General features: G+C 33.9%; 15 protein-coding genes. 10 read left to right on the top strand and 5 right to left on the bottom strand.

All coding sequences use genetic code 11. The annotated features are described in order from the left end of the window. Nucleotides 1-124: 124 nt before the first annotated feature. Nucleotides 125-2,677: a YhgE/Pip domain-containing protein gene (locus FD33_RS03460; RefSeq protein ID WP_025084896.1), complete on the bottom strand. Its 2,553-nt coding sequence runs from the start codon at nt 2,675-2,677 to the stop codon at nt 125-127. A 140-nt stretch (nt 2,678-2,817) separates the two neighbouring features. On the opposite strand from FD33_RS03460, the gene FD33_RS03455 reads away from it, so the two are divergent. The 3 genes from FD33_RS03455 to FD33_RS03445 all read left to right on the top strand — a co-directional run bounded on the left by FD33_RS03455 (nt 2,818) and on the right by FD33_RS03445 (nt 5,845). Beyond that, nucleotides 2,818-3,408 carry a TetR/AcrR family transcriptional regulator gene (locus tag FD33_RS03455; RefSeq protein ID WP_025084897.1) on the top strand — a complete coding sequence of 197 codons (591 nt, stop codon included), beginning with the start codon at nt 2,818-2,820 and terminating at the stop codon, nt 3,406-3,408. Nucleotides 3,409-3,527: 119 nt separating this feature from the next. Then, nucleotides 3,528-4,811: an RNA polymerase factor sigma-54 gene (gene rpoN / locus FD33_RS03450; RefSeq protein WP_034543964.1), complete on the top strand. Its 1,284-nt coding sequence runs from the start codon at nt 3,528-3,530 to the stop codon at nt 4,809-4,811. Nucleotides 4,812-4,912: 101 nt separating this feature from the next. Next, a complete protein-coding gene (locus FD33_RS03445; protein ID WP_025084898.1) occupies nt 4,913-5,845 on the top strand; it encodes an AEC family transporter in 933 nt (310 codons plus the stop codon). A 34-nt stretch (nt 5,846-5,879) separates the two neighbouring features. Here the strand turns inward: FD33_RS03445 and FD33_RS03440 are convergent, their stop codons facing one another. Next, nucleotides 5,880-6,653, bottom strand: a complete 774-nt coding sequence (locus tag FD33_RS03440) for a MurR/RpiR family transcriptional regulator (protein ID WP_025084899.1) — start codon at nt 6,651-6,653, stop codon at nt 5,880-5,882. Between the two features lie 83 nt (nt 6,654-6,736). Further along, a complete protein-coding gene (locus tag FD33_RS03435) occupies nt 6,737-8,068 on the bottom strand; it encodes a PTS sugar transporter subunit IIC (protein ID WP_025084900.1) in 1,332 nt (443 codons plus the stop codon). 150 nt (nt 8,069-8,218) lie between these two features. Here FD33_RS03435 and FD33_RS03430 point away from each other — a divergent pair, with 150 nt between their 5' ends. Further along, nucleotides 8,219-9,406 carry a neutral/alkaline non-lysosomal ceramidase N-terminal domain-containing protein gene (locus FD33_RS03430; protein WP_025084901.1) on the top strand — a complete coding sequence of 396 codons (1,188 nt, stop codon included), beginning with the start codon at nt 8,219-8,221 and terminating at the stop codon, nt 9,404-9,406. A 178-nt stretch (nt 9,407-9,584) separates the two neighbouring features. On the opposite strand, the gene FD33_RS03425 is transcribed toward FD33_RS03430, so the two are convergent. Further along, entirely contained in the window at nt 9,585-10,532 is a 948-nt protein-coding gene (locus FD33_RS03425; protein WP_025084902.1) for a LysR family transcriptional regulator, read from the bottom strand. 225 nt (nt 10,533-10,757) lie between these two features. On the opposite strand from FD33_RS03425, the gene FD33_RS03420 reads away from it, so the two are divergent. The 5 genes from FD33_RS03420 to FD33_RS03405 all read left to right on the top strand — a co-directional run bounded on the left by FD33_RS03420 (nt 10,758) and on the right by FD33_RS03405 (nt 15,515). Next, nucleotides 10,758-11,378, top strand: a complete 621-nt coding sequence (locus FD33_RS03420) for an NADPH-dependent FMN reductase (protein WP_025084903.1) — start codon at nt 10,758-10,760, stop codon at nt 11,376-11,378. Next, a complete protein-coding gene (locus tag FD33_RS03415) occupies nt 11,379-13,805 on the top strand; it encodes a flavocytochrome c (protein ID WP_025084904.1) in 2,427 nt (808 codons plus the stop codon). A 93-nt stretch (nt 13,806-13,898) separates the two neighbouring features. Then, on the top strand, nt 13,899-14,030 hold the full coding sequence (locus tag FD33_RS13015; RefSeq protein WP_264372418.1) for a hypothetical protein: 132 nt from the start codon (nt 13,899-13,901) through the stop codon (nt 14,028-14,030). Between the two features lie 149 nt (nt 14,031-14,179). Beyond that, a complete protein-coding gene (locus tag FD33_RS03410) occupies nt 14,180-14,998 on the top strand; it encodes a MerR family transcriptional regulator (RefSeq protein ID WP_025084905.1) in 819 nt (272 codons plus the stop codon). 1 nt (nt 14,999) lies between these two features. Next, nucleotides 15,000-15,515, top strand: a complete 516-nt coding sequence (locus FD33_RS03405; protein ID WP_025084906.1) for an NAD(P)H-dependent oxidoreductase — start codon at nt 15,000-15,002, stop codon at nt 15,513-15,515. A 59-nt stretch (nt 15,516-15,574) separates the two neighbouring features. Here the strand turns inward: FD33_RS03405 and FD33_RS03400 are convergent, their stop codons facing one another. After that, nucleotides 15,575-16,600 carry a MucBP domain-containing protein gene (locus tag FD33_RS03400; RefSeq protein WP_025084907.1) on the bottom strand — a complete coding sequence of 342 codons (1,026 nt, stop codon included), beginning with the start codon at nt 16,598-16,600 and terminating at the stop codon, nt 15,575-15,577. A gap of 219 nt (nt 16,601-16,819) precedes the next feature. Between FD33_RS03400 and FD33_RS03395 the strand changes: the two genes are divergently transcribed. Beyond that, the gene (locus tag FD33_RS03395) at nt 16,820-18,796 is read left to right on the top strand and encodes a hypothetical protein (protein WP_056955763.1); all 1,977 of its coding nucleotides are present in this window, start codon (nt 16,820-16,822) and stop codon (nt 18,794-18,796) included. Nucleotides 18,797-18,839 lie beyond the last annotated feature (43 nt).

Here is an 18,839-nt window from a genome sequence, read left to right as displayed (position 1 = left end):
CCATTTATTATTTTATACTGATAAAATAGCATATTTTATATATACCAATTATTAAAAAAAAGAAAAAAGTCTTCAAATCTTTAGACATTTTATCTATTGATTTAAAGACTTTATTATTAATTAGTTAAACAATTGAATGTTCAGCAGCTTCTTTAGTGTAGTCAATTTCGGAGATGTGAGTTCTTCTTCTGACAAAGAAAAGAATGCTGAGAAGTGAAAATAGTAAGGTGATTGCCAAAAGTGTCAGCATATCGGATGTGGCGGAATCACCAATCATTAATGTTTGTCTTAAGCCATCAACGCTGTAAGACATTGGCAACCAAGGATGAATTGACTCGAAGAATTTATTAGATAATTGAATTGGGTAAGTTCCGGCAGATCCACCAAGTTGGAAGACTAGGAGAATCATGCTGAGGAATGAACCAACTTTACCAAGAACTAGATTGAGCCAATGAACAATGGACATAAAAGTTAGTCCCGTTAGAACAAGCATTACTAGCGTAGTAAAAGGACGAACTGGAGCTAAGCCGTCGATAGCACTGAGCAACAAGAAGACCGCAATTGCTTCTAGAAGAACGAAAGCACCAGTTATAGTAGCTTTGCTTGCCCACCAACTAACACCTGTACGTGGAAACTTTCTAGGTGTATAGATATCAAACATTAAATTGAAAGCTAAAGCACCAACGAATAGAGAAACAGATAACATATAAGGAGCCATTCCAGTACCGTTGTTTGGAGCGGTATCTCTTTCTTTATGTTTAGTTGTAGTTGGTTTAGCGACTTGATCATAAGTTAAATTAGTTGCCTTGATATTGGATTTTTTAGCTCCGGCGATTAATCCCTTGTTTAAAGTATTATTACCCGAAGTTACTTGTCGTAAGCCACTGCCCATTTGACTGGAGCCGTCAGCTAATTTTTCAGAACCATTATTTATTTGCTGTGCACCTGAAGCTAGTTGAGTAGCACCGTTAGTTAGAGTTGAACCATTAGTAACTAATTGATTGATTCCAGAATTGAGGGAGTCGGCTCCGGTTGCTAATTGGTTAACACCTGATTTCAAAGTTGGCATTTGCCCATTTAGTTCATCAATACCGTTATTAAGGCTGGAAGCACCAGTATTTAAAGTAGAACTATTGTCTGCTAGTTGACTGATACCGGCATTCAATTGTTCAGTACCATGTGTTAATTGAGCGGTGTTAGTATTTAATTCGCTGATACCATTGCTTAACTGAGTCATTCCAGATGAGGCATTTTGCAACTGTGTTGTAAGTTGTTGAGAACCAGCTGTTAATTGGGCGATGATGGTTGATAAATCACTACTGCTATTTGAAAGATTATCTAATTGTGATAGGGCATCCTCTTGACTAGTCATAAGGGTGGTTAAATCTTTGGATAGAGTATCAGCAATTTGATTTAAGTTACTATTATTTGAAGAATTTACTGCATCAAGAATAGCGGATTTTTGTGTGGCAGAAAGTCCCTGTTGATCGGCTATTTGAGAAATTTTTTGGCTTGTCTGATTATTTGAGTCAGTTTGAGTTTTGATGGCTTCTTGTAAAGAAGTTAGATCGTTCTTAATAGCACTGGCCTGTTGACTATTATTGTTGGCCAGTTGGGCTTTGAGATTTTTAATTGAGCCTTCAACTTGAGTAGTGCTATCCAGATTGTCGCTGACTTTTTGTAAGTTATCTGTTAACTCTTGGCTGGCTGAGTGTAATTGGTTTAATCCTGAATTCAAAGTTTGAGAGCTTGTAGTCAAAGTATTTGTTCCGCTATTTAGGGCCTGTGAACCAGAATGCAAACTATTGCTAGCAGTATTCAAACTAGTTACGCCGTTGGTATAATTCTGCAAGCCTGATGTTAAAGCACTGCTACCAGTTGCTAACCGATTAACACCATTGGTTAAAGTTGAGGATTTATCGTTCAACTGATGTATACCATTAGATAAGGTCTGACTCCCTGATGCGACTTGATTAACTCCAGAAATATATTGATTTAAGCCTTGTTTGAGAGCGTTGGATCCATCACTGAATGTTAAAGAACTAGTAGCTAAAGTATTAAGACCATTTGTGAGTTCAGAGTTGGCATTCTCTAATTTTTGTCCACCGGTTGATAACTTCTGGCTTCCTTTGGCGGCTTTATCCATACCCTGAGAAACCTGCTTGAGAGCTTGAAACATTGTCTTTGAATAGGTTTTAGTCACTTGTTCAGAGACACCTTGAGCAGCTTGTTGGGCGGCCGAAGTGGTCATTTTGGAAGCTGTGAAATTGTGTCCGGCACTAGTTTCATAGTGTAATACCATTTTTTTAGGTTTTTTATTTAATAATGTAGTAGCGTTTTGAGAAAAATTTTTAGGGATGGTAATGACCATGTAGTATTTGCCATCACTTAAGCCTTTCTGTGCTTGTTGTTTTGAATCAAGTATATGAAAATCCATATTTTTAGAATTTTTGAGCTTTTTAGTAAGGTCTTTTCCAACTTTTAGTTCTGTACCTTGATAATTTACAGATTTATCGTTGTTGACGACAGCAACTGGTAAATTTTTTAATTGTCCATATGGGTCCCACATGGACTTAAGAAAAGTAACGGAGTAGATGGATGGGATAAAGATCATAACCGCAAAGACGATAATCATTAACTTGTGTTTTAGCAGATATTTCCATTCCTCTTTAATCATTTGACTTACCTCTTTTAGAAAATATGTTATAGTTGGCATGAATTAATACTCAACTGTGGCTTAAATAATAAACATATACATATATCATTTCCACAACATAAATACACAATGTGTGTATTATCTTAAAAAGGAGAAATTAAATGGTTAAAATTGATCGTAGAGTACAGAAAACTAATCAGGTTTTACAGACTGCTTTTAGGGAAATCGCCAGGAATACTAGTTATCGCAATATCACAGTTAAAAAATTAACAGAAACTGCCGGGATCAATCGTAAGACATTTTATCTACATTACGATTCCATTGACGATTTTTCTAATACTGTTGTAGACGAAATTGCGGATAAATTACTAACATTAATTACTGGGCAACCATTAAAGGAAAGCCTTGCTAAACCTGGTTATATCTTTGATAGAGTATTTGATTTTTTTCAACAATCGCGTGAATTCTATACTTTTATGATGACGTCAATGGATTATAGTTTTTTGTCTAGGAAGGTTGAGGCTAAAGTTGCTGAAGGGTTTGCTCAAGCAATTCAAGAACAATATGGGACTTCTCAATTAGACTCTTATATTTGTGCTAGTTTTTTTATTCGTAATACTTTGATGATATTTCGTTTATACAATAGTGGGTTGGTACAGTTGGATAGAAATGAGTTTAGAAATCGGTTGATTCGTTTGAATACTAGTGGTTTAAGTTCATTTATTGATTTAAATCGCCAATCGGAAAAATAAAGTTGATTTGAGTAAATACAAATATCTAAAAAAGCGCTATCATTATATTAGTTATTATATTTGACTAAAAAAGTATTCTAATAATTTTTGAATAAAATAACGGAAGGAGCGTGAACTTAATGGAACTAAAGCAGAATTTGAACCAAAAGCAGGTTCAAGGTTTGTCTCTAACTCAGGGAATGAGACAGTCAATTTTAGTATTACAATCAGACGCTATCGAATTAGCTGAATATTTAAACGAGCAGAGTTTGGAAAATCCACTTTTTGACGTACATGTTGATTTGGATATGCCTTTTGTTGAAAATAATAATCAAGCTTCTTATCAAATAAAAGATGATCAACAGTCGTTATTTGAGTATCTTTTGGATCAAGTCCAACTAACAATGCGTAAGACACCATTACGTGATTTAGTTGTTTATTTAATTGAACAATTGGATCCTAATGGTTATTTAACAATGTCAGATAAGGAAATTATGGCTGAACTTAAAGATATTACGCCGATTATGTTGCTAGATGCTAAAACACTTCTGCATCAACTTGATCCTCCTGGGATTGGTGCTAGAAATTTGCAGGAATGTTTGTATTTGCAAGCTGAGGCGGATAATGCTAATCCTGCTGTCATGTCGATGTTGAGTGATAATTTTGAAATGTTGGCTAAACATGAGTGGAAACAATTAAAACGTAAATTAAAGTTGTCAAATGAAGAATTACAAAGAAACGTTGATTTTATTCAATCATTGACGGCTAATCCGGGTCAAAGATATACTTCTCAAAATGAACAATATGTTGTTCCTGAGTTGAGAATTAAGAAAAATAAAGATAAATTAACTTTATCAGTGACTAAATATGGTCAACCACAGATTGTTTTTGCTGAGGAGACTTATGATCGTCTGGCACAATCTACTGATGAAGATGTTAAAAAATATATTTATGAAAAATATAATCAATACAAGTCATTGAGTTATAATTTGCAACGCCGAATTGAGACAATTTCCATTATTGGTAAATGTATTGTGAAAGCACAGTATAAGTTCTTTATGCAAGAGACTAATGCGCTAGAGCCACTTTTGATAAGGGATGTTGCTCAAAAATTACAATTGAGTGAATCAACTGTAAGTAGAACTATCAACGGAAAATATATTCAAACCGATTTTGGGATTTTCGAATTGAAGAAATTCTTCTCACGTAGAAGCAAAGTAAATGTAGGTGAAGATGATAAATCCGTCGATCAAGTTAAGGCAAAAATTAAAGACATTTTAGATAATGAAGACAAGAAGAAACCTTTGAGCGATCAAAAAATTTCTAACTTATTAATAGAGGACAACCTAAAGATTGCCCGTAGAACTGTAGCAAAGTATCGTGAAGAATTAGGATATCCAGCCACTGGTCGTCGAAGAAAATAATTCAAAATAAAGAAGCATCTATTCGTATCTTGAATAGATGCTTCTTTGCTGTGTTGTTTTGGCATGAAACTTTGGTTAAAGTATTACTAGAGGGAAAAATAATGAATATCGGACAACTAATTAATCAAATCATTTTGATATTTTGTTTAATGTTAGTAGGGGTTTTAATTAATAAATTAAAATTTATGCATGCACAAACATCAAATGATTTAACAAATGTTTTATTATATATTGTTTCACCATGTTTAATTATTAATGCATTTGAACAGCCTTACTCAAATGATCGAATTAAACAATTTTTGCTGGCAGCTGGGGGAGTCATTCTACTGTATTTGGTTGAAATCGTTATCGCTAAATTGGTTTTTGGACATTTAAAGAATCGTAATTTAAGCAGAATTGCTCAATACGGTAGTATTTATTCTAATGCCGGATTTATGGGAATTCCCTTGATCAGTTCCTTATTTGGTTCTAAAGGTGTTTTTTTTGCGGTAGTTTCATTGGCGGCTTTTAATATTTTTAGTTGGACGCAAGGAGTATCATTATTCAAAAATAATGACAGTGGTACATCTGAAAGAACTAATTGGAAACAAGTTTTATTAAATCCTAATATTATTGCTATTATCGTTGGCGCAATCTTCTTTGTTTTTTCAGTACAAATTCCAAGTATTCCTAATCAAATCATTAAAGATATCGGCTCAGTGAATACGCCATTGTCGATGATTGTGATTGGAAATAGTTTGGCCAATATTAAGTTCACCAAGGATATGTTAAACAAAGAAATTGGACTGACAATTCTTTTCCGAAATTTATTGTTCCCAATTTTGGCAATCATTATTTTACGTTTAGTTGGTGTCACTGGTATTGCTTTTTATACAACCATCGTAATGGCCGCTTGTCCAGTAGCAGGACTAGTAGTGCTCTTTACTTTGCAGGTTCATGATGATACTGCACCGGCTATTTCAGCTATGAGTTTGTCGACCATTTTATCTTTAGTTACAATTCCATTGATCTTTGCTTTGGGCAATATTTTATAGATTGAAGGTTGTAAGCATTTAGTATCTATGAGAATTATCGATTTAAGGCGACGGCATAGTAATAAGAGATAACTTCGGCAAAACTATAAAGAATTGTTCGATTATCAACACGATAAAGAGTATTATCATTATTTTGAATATTGGTGGATGGCAAAATAATTTTATTTTTAGTTAACTTCAATAACGAAGATTCTTGGTTCATAGTTATTAGGTAAGTTTTGATGCCTTTCTTTTTGGCAGTTGTCATTATCTTTTTATAAGTTTCAGTTGAACCAGTAACTGAAAAAATAATCAGTAAATAATTCGAATCCATAGATGACTCCAAATAATCAATTTTAATTTTATCTTGAACGGCTTCAATAAATTTATCTTCAGAGTACATTGAGTAAACCAATTGTTCTGCCGATAAAGCAGTATTACCGATCCCCAGAGCCTTAACGATTGAATAATCTTTAATATCTTTGACCAATTGAAAGAGAATTTTATCCATTTTGACATCTTTGAGAGTTTGAAAAGTTGAAATATAGGCATTCATAATTTTCCAAAGATTGGTCTTATCAGATGACTTATCACTTTTAGATGAACTGGTAATATCTTCGACTGCTAAACGAAATTCAGTATAGCCACGGTAGCCGACTTTTTTTACGAATCTTTGAATTGAGGCCGAGGATACATTGTAAGTTTTGGCGGCTTCTTGAATTGATTTGTTAATAATTCCCTTGGGATTGGCAAGAACTGCTTGATAAACGTTTTTTTCGCTTTTGGTTAGTGAAGTGTAATATATTCCAATTCTTTCTTCTAAATTCATAGTATTCTCTTCTATTCTTTTTCTTTAATTCTAACAAAATAATCCTAGTATGAGCAGATATGCTTTATACTAGGATTATTTTGTTATTTTCCAGTTGTAGTTTCGTGTGAATTATCTTTGATTAATTGACGATCATAAGCAATCATGAATGGAGCAATTATTGCGAAGTCAATGGCGAAGATTACTAACCAAACAACTCCAGCTCTCCAGTCAAGTGTAGAGATGATGGCATAAAGTGGAGCTGGTAATGTCCAAGGGACACTCATAGCTGTTTTACTCATTAAGCCCAAAGTAGTTGCATAATAAGCAATTGGCATATCGATCAATAAACAGATAAAACTTGGAATAAATGTGAATAGATTCATAACTGTAGGAATACCGAAAACCTGAGGTTCATTAATATTAAATAGAGTGGCTGGCCAAGCAACATGAGAAAGTGATTTTAATTGTGGAGATTTAGCAAAGACTAACATACTGACCATAATGGCAAAGTAAACAATTGCTTCTCCGAAAATAAAGGTGAAGTTACCAACATAAATGTTAGTTAGTGGTTTGTGAGCCGCATATTCTTGTAAGTTTTGAACTAGTCCGGCTGTCCAAATAGGTGTTGTAACAGCGCTAATCATATTGTCACCATGAATACCAAAGAACCAGAATATCAAAGCTATTTCAACCAGAATAGTCATTGAAATAAGTGATGCTCCAGCCTTCATCAATGGTTGAAAGACTACGAAAATGGCATCGGCTAATCCTGTATGCAGTGTAGCTTTCATTATATTATTAAGTCCTAGGAAAAGAATTAAATTGATTAATAAAGGTAGTAAAACTTGAAATGGTGCTGCTACAGCTGGTGGAACACTTTTAGGCATTCTGATTGCTATATTATGTTTGATCAATACTCTGTTAATCTCGATAACAAGCAAGCCAATAATGATAGCCGCAAACATGGTATTTGAACCTAGTTGCGTGGTATCGATCATTAATTTTCCTTTGACACTTGTTGGTGGAGCAGCAACTGCAAAGAAAGTCATCAGTGCGACTAAGGAATTAGGAAATGCAGTCATATTATAGTGTTGTGCTAAACGATAGGAAACACCAAGAACAACGTAAATAGAAATAATGCCGATAGATAAATTATATGGTGTAGCTAATAAATCATAATTTGCTTTAGCCCAGTGCATCCACATTAAAAGAAAGTCATTGAACCAATTTGTTGGTTTAACTAATTGGGTATTTACAGGTGGATTGGCAATCATTAAAGCAAGACCACCAATAACAGTGAATGGAACCAAATTGGTCAAACCATCACGTAATGCTGCTAAATGTCTTTGGTTAGAAATTTTATTGGCAACAGGAACGATTTTGTCATTCATTACTTTTTGAAAGTTATCAAAAAAAGCATTAGACGTTTTCATTATTTTTCCTCCTAAGCAAATATGAAAGCCTTTACGATTCCAAGTATATACTGTTTGATATAAAAATCAATAATTAAATAATTTTAGATAAATATATCAAAAGTGGTTTAAAAGTGCTATTCTGTGGGTAATGATATTAGGAGGCGTGTTATGTATATTGGATATGATACAAATAAAATAACACCGAACGTCGGGGTCCAAATGGAAGGATATACTCCACGTTATTCTGATTCAATTCATGATGATCTATTTGAATCGGTTCTTTATATAGAGAATAAATACAAATTATTACTTATCTCTTTGGACATTGTCGCGTTGCCAGGTTTTAGAGTTGATAGGATAAAACGTTTGATTACTGAAATGTACGGTATTGATAGTTCTCAAATAATTATTGCTGCTATACATACTCATTCAGGACCAACGGTAACGGATTTGTTGATAGATAATCCTGAAATAAATAGTAATTATTGGCAGTTAATTACAAATAGAATTGTAAAATCAGTGGCTAAGGCAATAAATGATATTAAAGAAGTTTCTGTTACTATGTCCAGTTCAAGGGTGAATCATTTAGCCTATGGCAACCGTAATGTTTCTGGCGCTCCCTTTAACGATGAAATGATTGAATTGAAATTTTGGAATAATGGACAAATGGTTAATTCGTTATTATCAATTGCAACACATCCGACGGTTATGAATGTTAACAATAAAGCTTTAACCTCAGATTTGATTGGACAAATACGTCAAAACTATAAGAGAAAAACGGGGGTAACTCCAATAATTTTCTTAGCAGATTGTGGTGATACTAGTACCAGATTTACAAGAAAAGAAAGTACTTTTGAAGAAGTTAAAAGAATTGCTAGCTTAGTTACAAATTCATTGAATACAACCGACTTTACAAGTGAAGAATTGACTGATATGAATGTTACAGAGGTTAATTATAATTGTTATTATGATCCAATAACATCTCCCACCGCTAACGAGTTATGGCTTAGAATAAAGAACGATTACGAAAAAGATAAGAGTAAAAAGGGAATTTTAGATACATACAAGCATATAAGGTATTATGGTCATACGCATTTTACGACAAGTGCTTATATATATGACTTTCCTGAATTGCGCATTGTTACTTATCCTGGAGAATTAGTTTATGCATTAGGTGGAAAGATACGTGAAGCCGACTCCAAAAAGACAATTTTAATAACACTTGCTAATGACTATCGAGGATATTCGGTAGATAAAAGTGAATTTGGCAAATACTTTGAAAGCTATAATAGTGTTTTTCTAAAGGGTATGGCCGATGAATTTGTTGAAAAAATTTGTCAGAGGATAAAATATTAAACAATATCTTTATTGTTTATTTCAAATGATTCCAAAATTTAAAACAGCGTCCATTTAGAAACGTAATATACGCTTATTCTAAATGGACGCTGTTATTTTTATATTTTAAATTTAAAAAAGATGGGAATATTAACCGACTTTGAGCAAGAACCTGTAAAAAGGAGTTTTATCTTTTTATTTACAATAATGTAGGATCTTGATCGATACTTTCTTGAATATTATTAAGGAAAGAGTCGACTAAATCTTGTTCATCCTGATTCAAAGTTCGATCCGCTTGATAGGCAATAAAATAATCAAGTGAAATGATACTTTGTGGTAGAGGGTAGATATTATATTCATCGCTATTAGGAGTGATATAAATACTTTCGGGCAATAGAGTCACTCCCAAACCGCTGGTGGCGAGTTTAGCGGTGGTAAAGATGTTGCTACTTTCCAAAATGATATTTGAATTTACTTTGTATTTTTCCAGTAAGTAATCAACTTGGCGTCGGATTGCAGAACCATGGGTGGTTAAAACAAGCTTCTCCTTTAATAAGTTCTTGATTGAAATTGAATTTGGTTCCAAAGATTTCTTTCCTTGTTGAAAAAATTGAGAAGTCTTAGGAATAATAACAAAATAACCGTGAGTTCCACGATTGTATACAGTTAATCTGGGCGAGATAGTTTCTGGGTTTTGTCCCAGAAGAAAATCAATTTCACCGTTTAAAAGTTTTTTCTCATTAGTTTCAGGAATATCTTCATGGAGTTCAATCTTGACTTCAGGGTGAGTGGATAAGTATTTTCTCATAAAAAGCGGTAACAAATAAGTCCCCAAACTAGACAGGACTCCTAAATGAATGACTGTTTTATTGGGAGAAGAATATTTAAGAATTTGTTTTTGAAAGTTACTTTTTTCGGTCTCAAGGGAATTCAAATATTGATAGTAAATTCTTCCAGCATCGGTTAATTGCAAAGGGGAGGATTTACGATTAATAATTTCAATTCCCAATTCTTTTTCAGCATTTTGAATTGTTTGCGTTAAGTAAGGTTGAGAAATATAAAGATCTTTGGCTGCCTTTGTATAATTACCATGTTTTAACAAAGTGTCCAAAAAACGGAGCATATTTAGAGAATCAGTTTTTGGCATAGACTGTCATTCCTAACTTATAGCTATTTACTTATAGCTTAATAATTAAATAAATATTTCACAAATTCACAAGTATACCTTAGACTAACCTTATAGGAAAAGATATTTAACCTAAAATTAGTGGGTAGTTTTTACTATTAAATAGTACCATTCTGACTACTTACTAAATAATTTAATTTAAAAAAGTTAATTGTGTACCCTTACACAATTGTGAGGAGATTTGTTATGAAATTAGTTGGAATCGTAGGAACTAATTCTTCAGAGTCAACCAATCGTCGTTTATTACAGTATATGAAGCAACATTATAGTGAACAAGCAGAAATTGAAATTTGTGAAATTGATGAGATTCCTGTTTTTGATGAACCGGAGGATAAGACTGCACCTCAAGCTGTTCAAGTGCTGTCAGATAAAATTGCAGCTAGTGATGGTGTAATTTTTGCTACACCTGAATATGATCATTCTATCCCAGCTGTTCTGAAAAATGCCATCGAGTGGTTATCTTACACAACTCGTCCATTGATCAATAAACCGGTTATGATTATCGGAGCTTCGTTAGGGGCTCTTGGAACATCACGTGCTCAAGCTCATTTACGTCAGATCCTTGAAGCACCGGAACTTAAAGCTTTAATCATGCCTAATGTGGAATATTTGTTAGGAAGAGCTTTGGAAGCTTTTGATGATAATGGAAATATGGTCTACGAAGATAAAGCTAAAGAACTGGATAATGATTTTACAGAATTTCTTTCTTTCGTTAAGTTAACTGAAAAATTGACGGCTAATAGTAAATTCTTTGAGATCAGTAAGCAATTTTCTTGGAAACAAGTTGCAAATGGGGAGGATATGTAAATGAAATTTATTGGAATTGTTGGTACTAATGCCAAAAAGTCATATAACAGAATGCTTTTACAATTCATGCAGAAGCATTTTGCTAGTAAGGCAGAAATTGAAATTCTCGAATTAAAAGATGTTCCCATGTTCAATGAATCTAAGGATCAATCTGATAGTCCGATTATTCAAGAATTCAATCGAAAAATTGAAGCTAGTGATGGAGTTATTATTGCCACACCAGAACACAATCACTCTATTCCGGCCGCTTTGAAAAGCATTATTGAATGGCTATCATTTAATTTACATCCTCTAGATGGTAAAGCAGTAATGATTGTTGGTGCTTCATACAATATTCAAGGTTCGTCTAGAGCTCAATTACACTTGCGTCAAGTTCTGGATGCTCCGGGGGTTAATGCCAGTGTCATGCCAGGTTCCGAATTTTTGTTGGGTAAAGCTCAAGATGCTTTTGACAATAAAGGTGATTTGAAATCTCAACGTACAATTGATTTCTTAGATAGTTGTTTTGCTAAGTTTATGAAATTTTCCGATATTATCGCTCAAATGAATATTCCGGAAGATATTACTTATGAACCGGGAACTTTCAAGGTTACTGCAGTTGGTCATAATGGTGACTTACCAATGGAAGTTACTTTGTCAGATGACCGTATTGAAAAGATTGATATCGATACTTCTAGTGAAACTCAAGGTATCGCTGATGTTGCTTTCAAACGTATCCCTCAACAAATTATTGATGGACAGACTTTAAATGTCGACGTTGTTTCTGGTGCATCTATCACTAGTCGTGGAGTGGTTGATGGTGTTGCCAAAGCTGTCAAAATGGCCGGAGCAAATCCTGATATTTTGAAAAAACGTAAGAAATCAAATGGTCCTAATAAACAAAATGTCGTTGAATATCAAACTGATGTTGTCGTCGTCGGTGCTGGTGGTGCCGGATTAACGGCTGCTGCTAGAACGATTCAGCAAGGTAAAAAAGCAATTGTCCTTGAAAAATTCCCAGCTATTGGTGGAAACACTGTTCGTGCTGGTGGACCAATGAATGCTGCCGATCCAGAATGGCAAAATAAATTTGAAGAGATTACTGGTGAACGTCACACGCTAAAAGAAATCTCTGAAATTGATGAAAAAACGATTGATGTCGAATATCTAGCTGATTTTAAAGCCTTGAAGAAACAAATTAATGAATATCTTAAGGAAAATGAAGATAAGAAAGCTTATCTTTTTGATTCTAAACTTTTACACCGTATTCAAACTTATCTTGGTGGAAAGAGAACTGATCTACAGGGTAACAAGATTTATGGTCAATATGATTTAGTAAAAGAATTAACAGATCATGCCCTAGAGTCAGTTAAATGGCTTGAAGATATTGGGGTTAAATTTGATAAGACTCAAGTGACAATGCCAGTTGGAGCTCTATGGAGACGTGGACATAAGCCACTTGGTAGTCAAGGATTTGCTTTTATTGAAGCTTTGAAGAAGTATCTTGAGAGTAATGACGGACAAATCATGACAGATACTGCAGCTAAAGAATTGATTATCGAAGATGGTCAAGTTAAAGGTATCATTGCTCGTAGTTCTGATGGTAAAAAGATTATTGTACATGCAAAGGCAGTAGTTTTAGCTTCAGGTGGTTTTGGTGCTAATACGAAGATGTTGAAGAAGTACAATACTTACTGGTCTAATATTGATGACAATATTAAAACAACTAATTCTCCGGCTATTACTGGTGATGGAATTCGTTTAGGCCAAAGCGCCGGCGCTGAATTAGTTGGCATGGGTTTCTCTCAAATGATGCCGGTATCTGATCCAGAAACTGGAGAACTCTTCAGTGGTTTACAAGTACCACCACAGAATTTTGTGATGGTAAATCAAAAAGGTAAACGTTTTGTTAACGAATATGGTAGTCGTGATGAATTGACTAAGGCTGCGATTGATAATGGTAGTTTGTTCTATTTGATTGCTGACGACGCAATTAAAGAAACGGCCTATAATACAAGCCAAGCTCAAATTGACAAGCAAGTTGAACAAGGCACTTTGTATCGTGATGATACCTTGGAGGGTTTGGCTAAACAAGTGGGCATGGATCCAGCTACTTTTGTTAAGACTATTAATGATTACAATTCTTATGTTGATGCTGGAGAAGATCCAGAATTCCATAAGAGTGCCTTTGATTTGAAAGTTGAAAAAGCACCATTCTACGCTACACCTAGAAAACCAGCTGTTCACCACACAATGGGTGGTTTGAAGATTGATACAGATGCTCATGTTATTAACCAAGATGAAAAGATTATTCCCGGTTTGTATGCCGCTGGTGAAGTTGCTGGGGGAATTCATGCTGGTAACCGTCTTGGTGGTAATTCATTGAGTGACATTTTTACATTTGGACGTATTGCTGCAAATAATGCTTTGAAAGATATGGAATCTTAAAATACTGTAAAAGGTAGGTAAGCATTGTGTTCGTCGGGGATTCTGCGGCTGCTTTCTTTGCACCTAAAGTAGCTGTTAATATGGTAGCTAACAATGGAGGGGGATTTTACTAAAGCTTTCTATGTAGCTATTGCGGTAGCTTTAGTCGGATTGGTAACAAATTTTGTTTATATTCAAATGAAGAAAAGAACTATTAATCAACATAAAACTGAAGAATTAATTTAAGTTAGTACGTTTGAGAAGTAAGGAAGGTCAGTGTAATAACCATTTAAATATGGTTTCTACACTGACCTTTTTGTATAAAAAAAATATTTTATTGACCTTAACGTAACGTTAAGGTTTAACCTATGTGTTATAGAAAGAGAGGAGATCAAATGTTAAAAACAATGGAATTTGCTCAATTGGTGCATACGACTAGAAGAACATTAATCTTTTATGATGAAAAAGGCCTTTTTAAGCCTGCAATCACCGCGTCCAATGGTTATCGCTATTATGAATACAATCAAGTATATCTGTTTGAACTAATAACATCTTTAAGAAAATCAGGACTTTCTCTTAATCAGATAAATAGTCTATTGAATGATAAAGATAAAGAAAAACTTGTGGGTATCTTAAATGAATCGGCTAGTAAATTGAAAGATGAAATAGGAAATCTACAAAATGCATTTGCCGCAATTCAAAATAGAATTAATGATTTACAAGAATCAAGGGTATTTTTGACATTTAATCATCCTCAAATATTAGCATGCAATGCGGAACGCTTTTTTTGTTCAGATATGTTAGAAGCGTGTGCTCCAAAAGAAATGGCGATTAATTATACAAATTTTAGTAAAGAACTGACGGATAATAAATTACTGATTTCTGGGAATGGTGGTTTTTTAACAAATTTGGATCTATCTTCACATCAAGAATATAGAAATGCTAGTTTCCGTTTCATTCAAACTAGTTTCAATGATGATGGGTATGCACTTCCACAGCTTGTAAAACCATCAGGAAGATATCTTGTGATTAAGGTGAAAAATAATAATGCAGGTATTATGACAGGATTAGTGAGTATGCATAATTATGCAAAAACAAATCATATAAAAACAGTTCCTAATTTATGGCAATTCAATACTTCATTTTATCTAGAAGATAAAGGGGCTTCTTCCCACGGAATTTTACAGTATCAAATAATAGAAAAGGCAAATTAATATGAAAACAACAATTTTTTTATTTCATCCTAACTTGAAAGAGTCACGAGCCAATGCAGCTTTAATAAAAGATACAGATATTGAAGTACGAGATATTTATACACTTTATCCTGATGGTAATATCGATGTTAAAGCTGAACAGAATGCATTGACTAAGACTGATAGAATTGTGTGGCAATTTCCAATGTACTGGTTCAGTGGCCCATCTTTGTTAAAGAAATGGCAAGATTTGGTTTTGGAACACGGTTGGGCATACGGTCATGAGGGTCATGCCTTAGATGGTAAGGAATTAATGCTGGCGGTAACAGTGGGGGCCAGTGAAGAAGAGTATCGAGTTGGTGGAAAACAGGGCCATACTATAAATGAATATTTATTTCCTATGACGCGTACGGCAAAATATACAAGAATGAAAGTTCTTAAACCATTCATTGTTGATGGAGTTTTCCGTATAAGTGATAGTGAATTAATGAGTGAGGCTCAAAGATACTATCAAATATTAAATGATCCTAATTATTAAACAACTGGGAATATAAAAGAGACAGCTAATTCAATTTTGAATTAACTGTCTCTTTGGTTTTATAGATTTAAATATTTACTTTCAATATAATAACCATCGTCTAATTGAGCCCAAACACTGTAATTGTCTAATTGGACAAGCGTTTTGACAAAAACAAATTGGCCACCTTGATAACGTTGATTATCCATATCACCATAGGGTGTTTTCCAAGCAGTGACAAACTGATCAGAATAATAGAGTATTTTAACTGAACGATTAATATTCATACTGTCGATAACTGAATAAGTATAGCTGATGTTACTAGCAGTTTCACTTAGAGGGCTTCTTAACATTTCTTGTTGAGATGTTGGTTGTTGGATAATTCTAGTCATGATTCTTTCAGAATTTGGAATCCAAGTGTTACCACCCAAGTTGTACCAGATTGTACTATTATATGTTTCTTGAACAGCACGATAGACTTTCCAATCTGTTCCAAAAGGTAAAGGTTTGTCTAAAGGTACTTTACTAGTTGGCTCACTGAAGACATTGACATTGTCTTTAGTTCGAATGTAGAGATTTTTTTTGATTTTGAATTCTCTAACTGGCAAAACATTATAAACATATTCTTGTTCTTGAACTTTGTTAGTAAATTGACCGTGTGGTTCTTTAGGCGAATGTACTAAAAAGTGATCAGCTTCTTGAAGTGGATGTGAATCAAATTGACGATTCAATTCACCTTCAAGGTATTGTGGATCAGCAATTAGATTACCATCAGTATTGCGATGATAAACAATAACAGGAGCTGATAGTTGACTAGCATAAACTAAGTAGATTCCATCGGAATTAGGAATAAATGTCTGTTGGAAGTTAGTAACAGATGACAAAACATACCCAGGTATTTCTTGCCAAGGAATATCTAACTTATCTAGATAATGTCCCTTTATGGTAACTGGCTTAGAGATTTCTTTACCTAAGGAATCAACGTAGTGAACCTTAATTTCAACATCATCGCGAGCTATTTTTTTTACTTTTGGTGAGAGTACGTCATTTTCCATAGTTCTTTCCCCGTTATGGGAAAAGTGTTGATTTGTTTGCTTTTTTCCCATAATAATTCCCTTCTAACATGAATTAGTGTAATTCTAACATTAAAAAAATAGGTAATTTTCCTTTATATAGGTATCTTAAGGATATTTAAGATTTTTTTAAGCTTTTTAAGTAATGCCAATCTAGACCATATTATCAAAAATAAAATAGTCAAAAATGATTTAATATACAAAAATTATATGATAATATTATATTGCTAATTAATAGAAAGGGGTTTCATGATGAGGAAATTAAAAAAACGTTGGTTACTAGTATTAGTTTTTATTTCCATATTGTCGGCCTCGTCATTTAATAGACATTATAAGAAAGTTAGTGCTCAAGATGAGGAAACTACTGAGGTAAATCCTTATAAGGAACCAAGTGGTAATTCTAGTAAGTTCTTGGGCATTAGACTAACCAATGGTTATAGCTTGCAACCGGCAAAAGAAACCTATTTAGAGGTTGGACAGACTAAGACTATTTCGGGTAATGCGTCACGTTCTTTAGGAACATTAACTTTGACTCTAGCCCTAGGCTATACGATTAAGAAATATCAATGGTATAAATCTACTGATGGAAAGAATTGGAGCAAGGATACGTCTAGTTCAGCTAATAAGAAAACTTTGAGCATAACTCCAGATAAAGAAGGTAAAACGTATTATCAATTGGAGGTTTATTGGCAGGCTCTGGGAATACTTGGTCGAACAACGACACATTTATATTCTGATTTAGCGACTGTCAATGCTGTCCCTGAACCAGTGGATGCAACTAGTGTTAAAGTGACGACAGATGACGACTATTTATATAATTCTTCAAACGATATCGTCAATACCGAAACTATAGCACATGCGCATCCTGATCCTGCTAATTTTACAGGTACAGTTAGTTGGAGTATTGATAATGATAATTTAGCCACTATTGACAGTGAAACAGGTGAAATTGATGCTAATACTTCTCGTTTGTCTGGTGTAGTTAGAGTTACAGCAACATTACATAATCCGAGCGGATCAACTGTTTCCAACTATAAAGATATTACCATCGGTGGTGGTTTGGAAGATCAAACAGTTAAGGCTGGTCAAACGGCAACCTTTGATTTGCAGGGAAATGTTGGTGATTTAGACGAAGGTGATGATACAGAGGGTGAAAGTAATTATACAATCAAATGGTATAAAGAAGATCCAATCACTCATGCTCGTGAACAAATCCAAAAGGATAACCCGCAAGCACTTTCCTATACAACTCCTAAGACGACGTTGAATGATGATGGAACTTTGTTCTTGGCCATTGTACAAGTGAAATATAATGGTAAAACTTATTCATACACAACGAATGATGCTTTTTTACATGTTAAACCAGAAGGCGGACCTAACATGTCTATTACCAATACCATGGAAAATAATACATATAATGATGGTACAAATACGGAAAATATGTTATTTGGTGTAAACAATGGCGATCAGATAATCTATCATGACACCTTAGAAAATAAAACTTCAGGTGGACGTTTAAATGATGCTACTTACACTTTGCCTTTGAGAAATGGGACAACTGTTAAATCAGTAAAAATCGATGGTGTAGAAACTGACAATTATGAATTATCGAAAAATTCAACGACCGATGCAACTGATTTGATCGTTTCGAATTTGAATTTTGACATTAATGAAAGTCATACGGTTGACGTTGAAACCGAAGTAGTAGGCATAGATAAAAAGGACAGTTTCAGTTCAATTCCGTATGTTAGTGGTAAAGATGATGATGGGGTTTCCTATCGGAAGATAGGTAATCAAAATGTGATCAACTATACTTTAGATACCGTAGCAATAAAGAAGGCAAACGATATTGACTATGGAACATTAAATTCTGTTATGTCTGAAGGAACTTTGAATCGTCAAGACGAACTAAATTTACCTAATAATATCGTTGATATTGAGGATACAAGAAGAAATAAGCAGCCAGTAACTTTGAGTGTCGAGCAAGTAGGCGAATTTACTAATGAAAATTCTGATGTATTGTCGGGTCATTTAAGATTTTATAATGGTAAAAATTTCTATGACCTGTTGAATAATCCGACTTCGATTTATCAAACTGAAAATGATGAGACTTTGAATTCACAAGGTTGGAGCCGAGACGAAGGGATTTTGTTATATATGAATTCTCAAATGAATAAAGCCGGAACGTACAAGACAACTCTTAGCTGGGAAATTAACGATAGCATATAAACATAATCCAAATAAAAAGGCGTTCATATTTATCAAGTATATT

The organism is Companilactobacillus paralimentarius DSM 13238 = JCM 10415 (genome assembly GCF_001434985.1).
GTDB classification, from domain to species: domain Bacteria; phylum Bacillota; class Bacilli; order Lactobacillales; family Lactobacillaceae; genus Companilactobacillus; species Companilactobacillus paralimentarius.
Note: the sequence above shows the minus strand (reverse complement) of the source record. Positions and strands in the feature narration are given on the sequence as shown.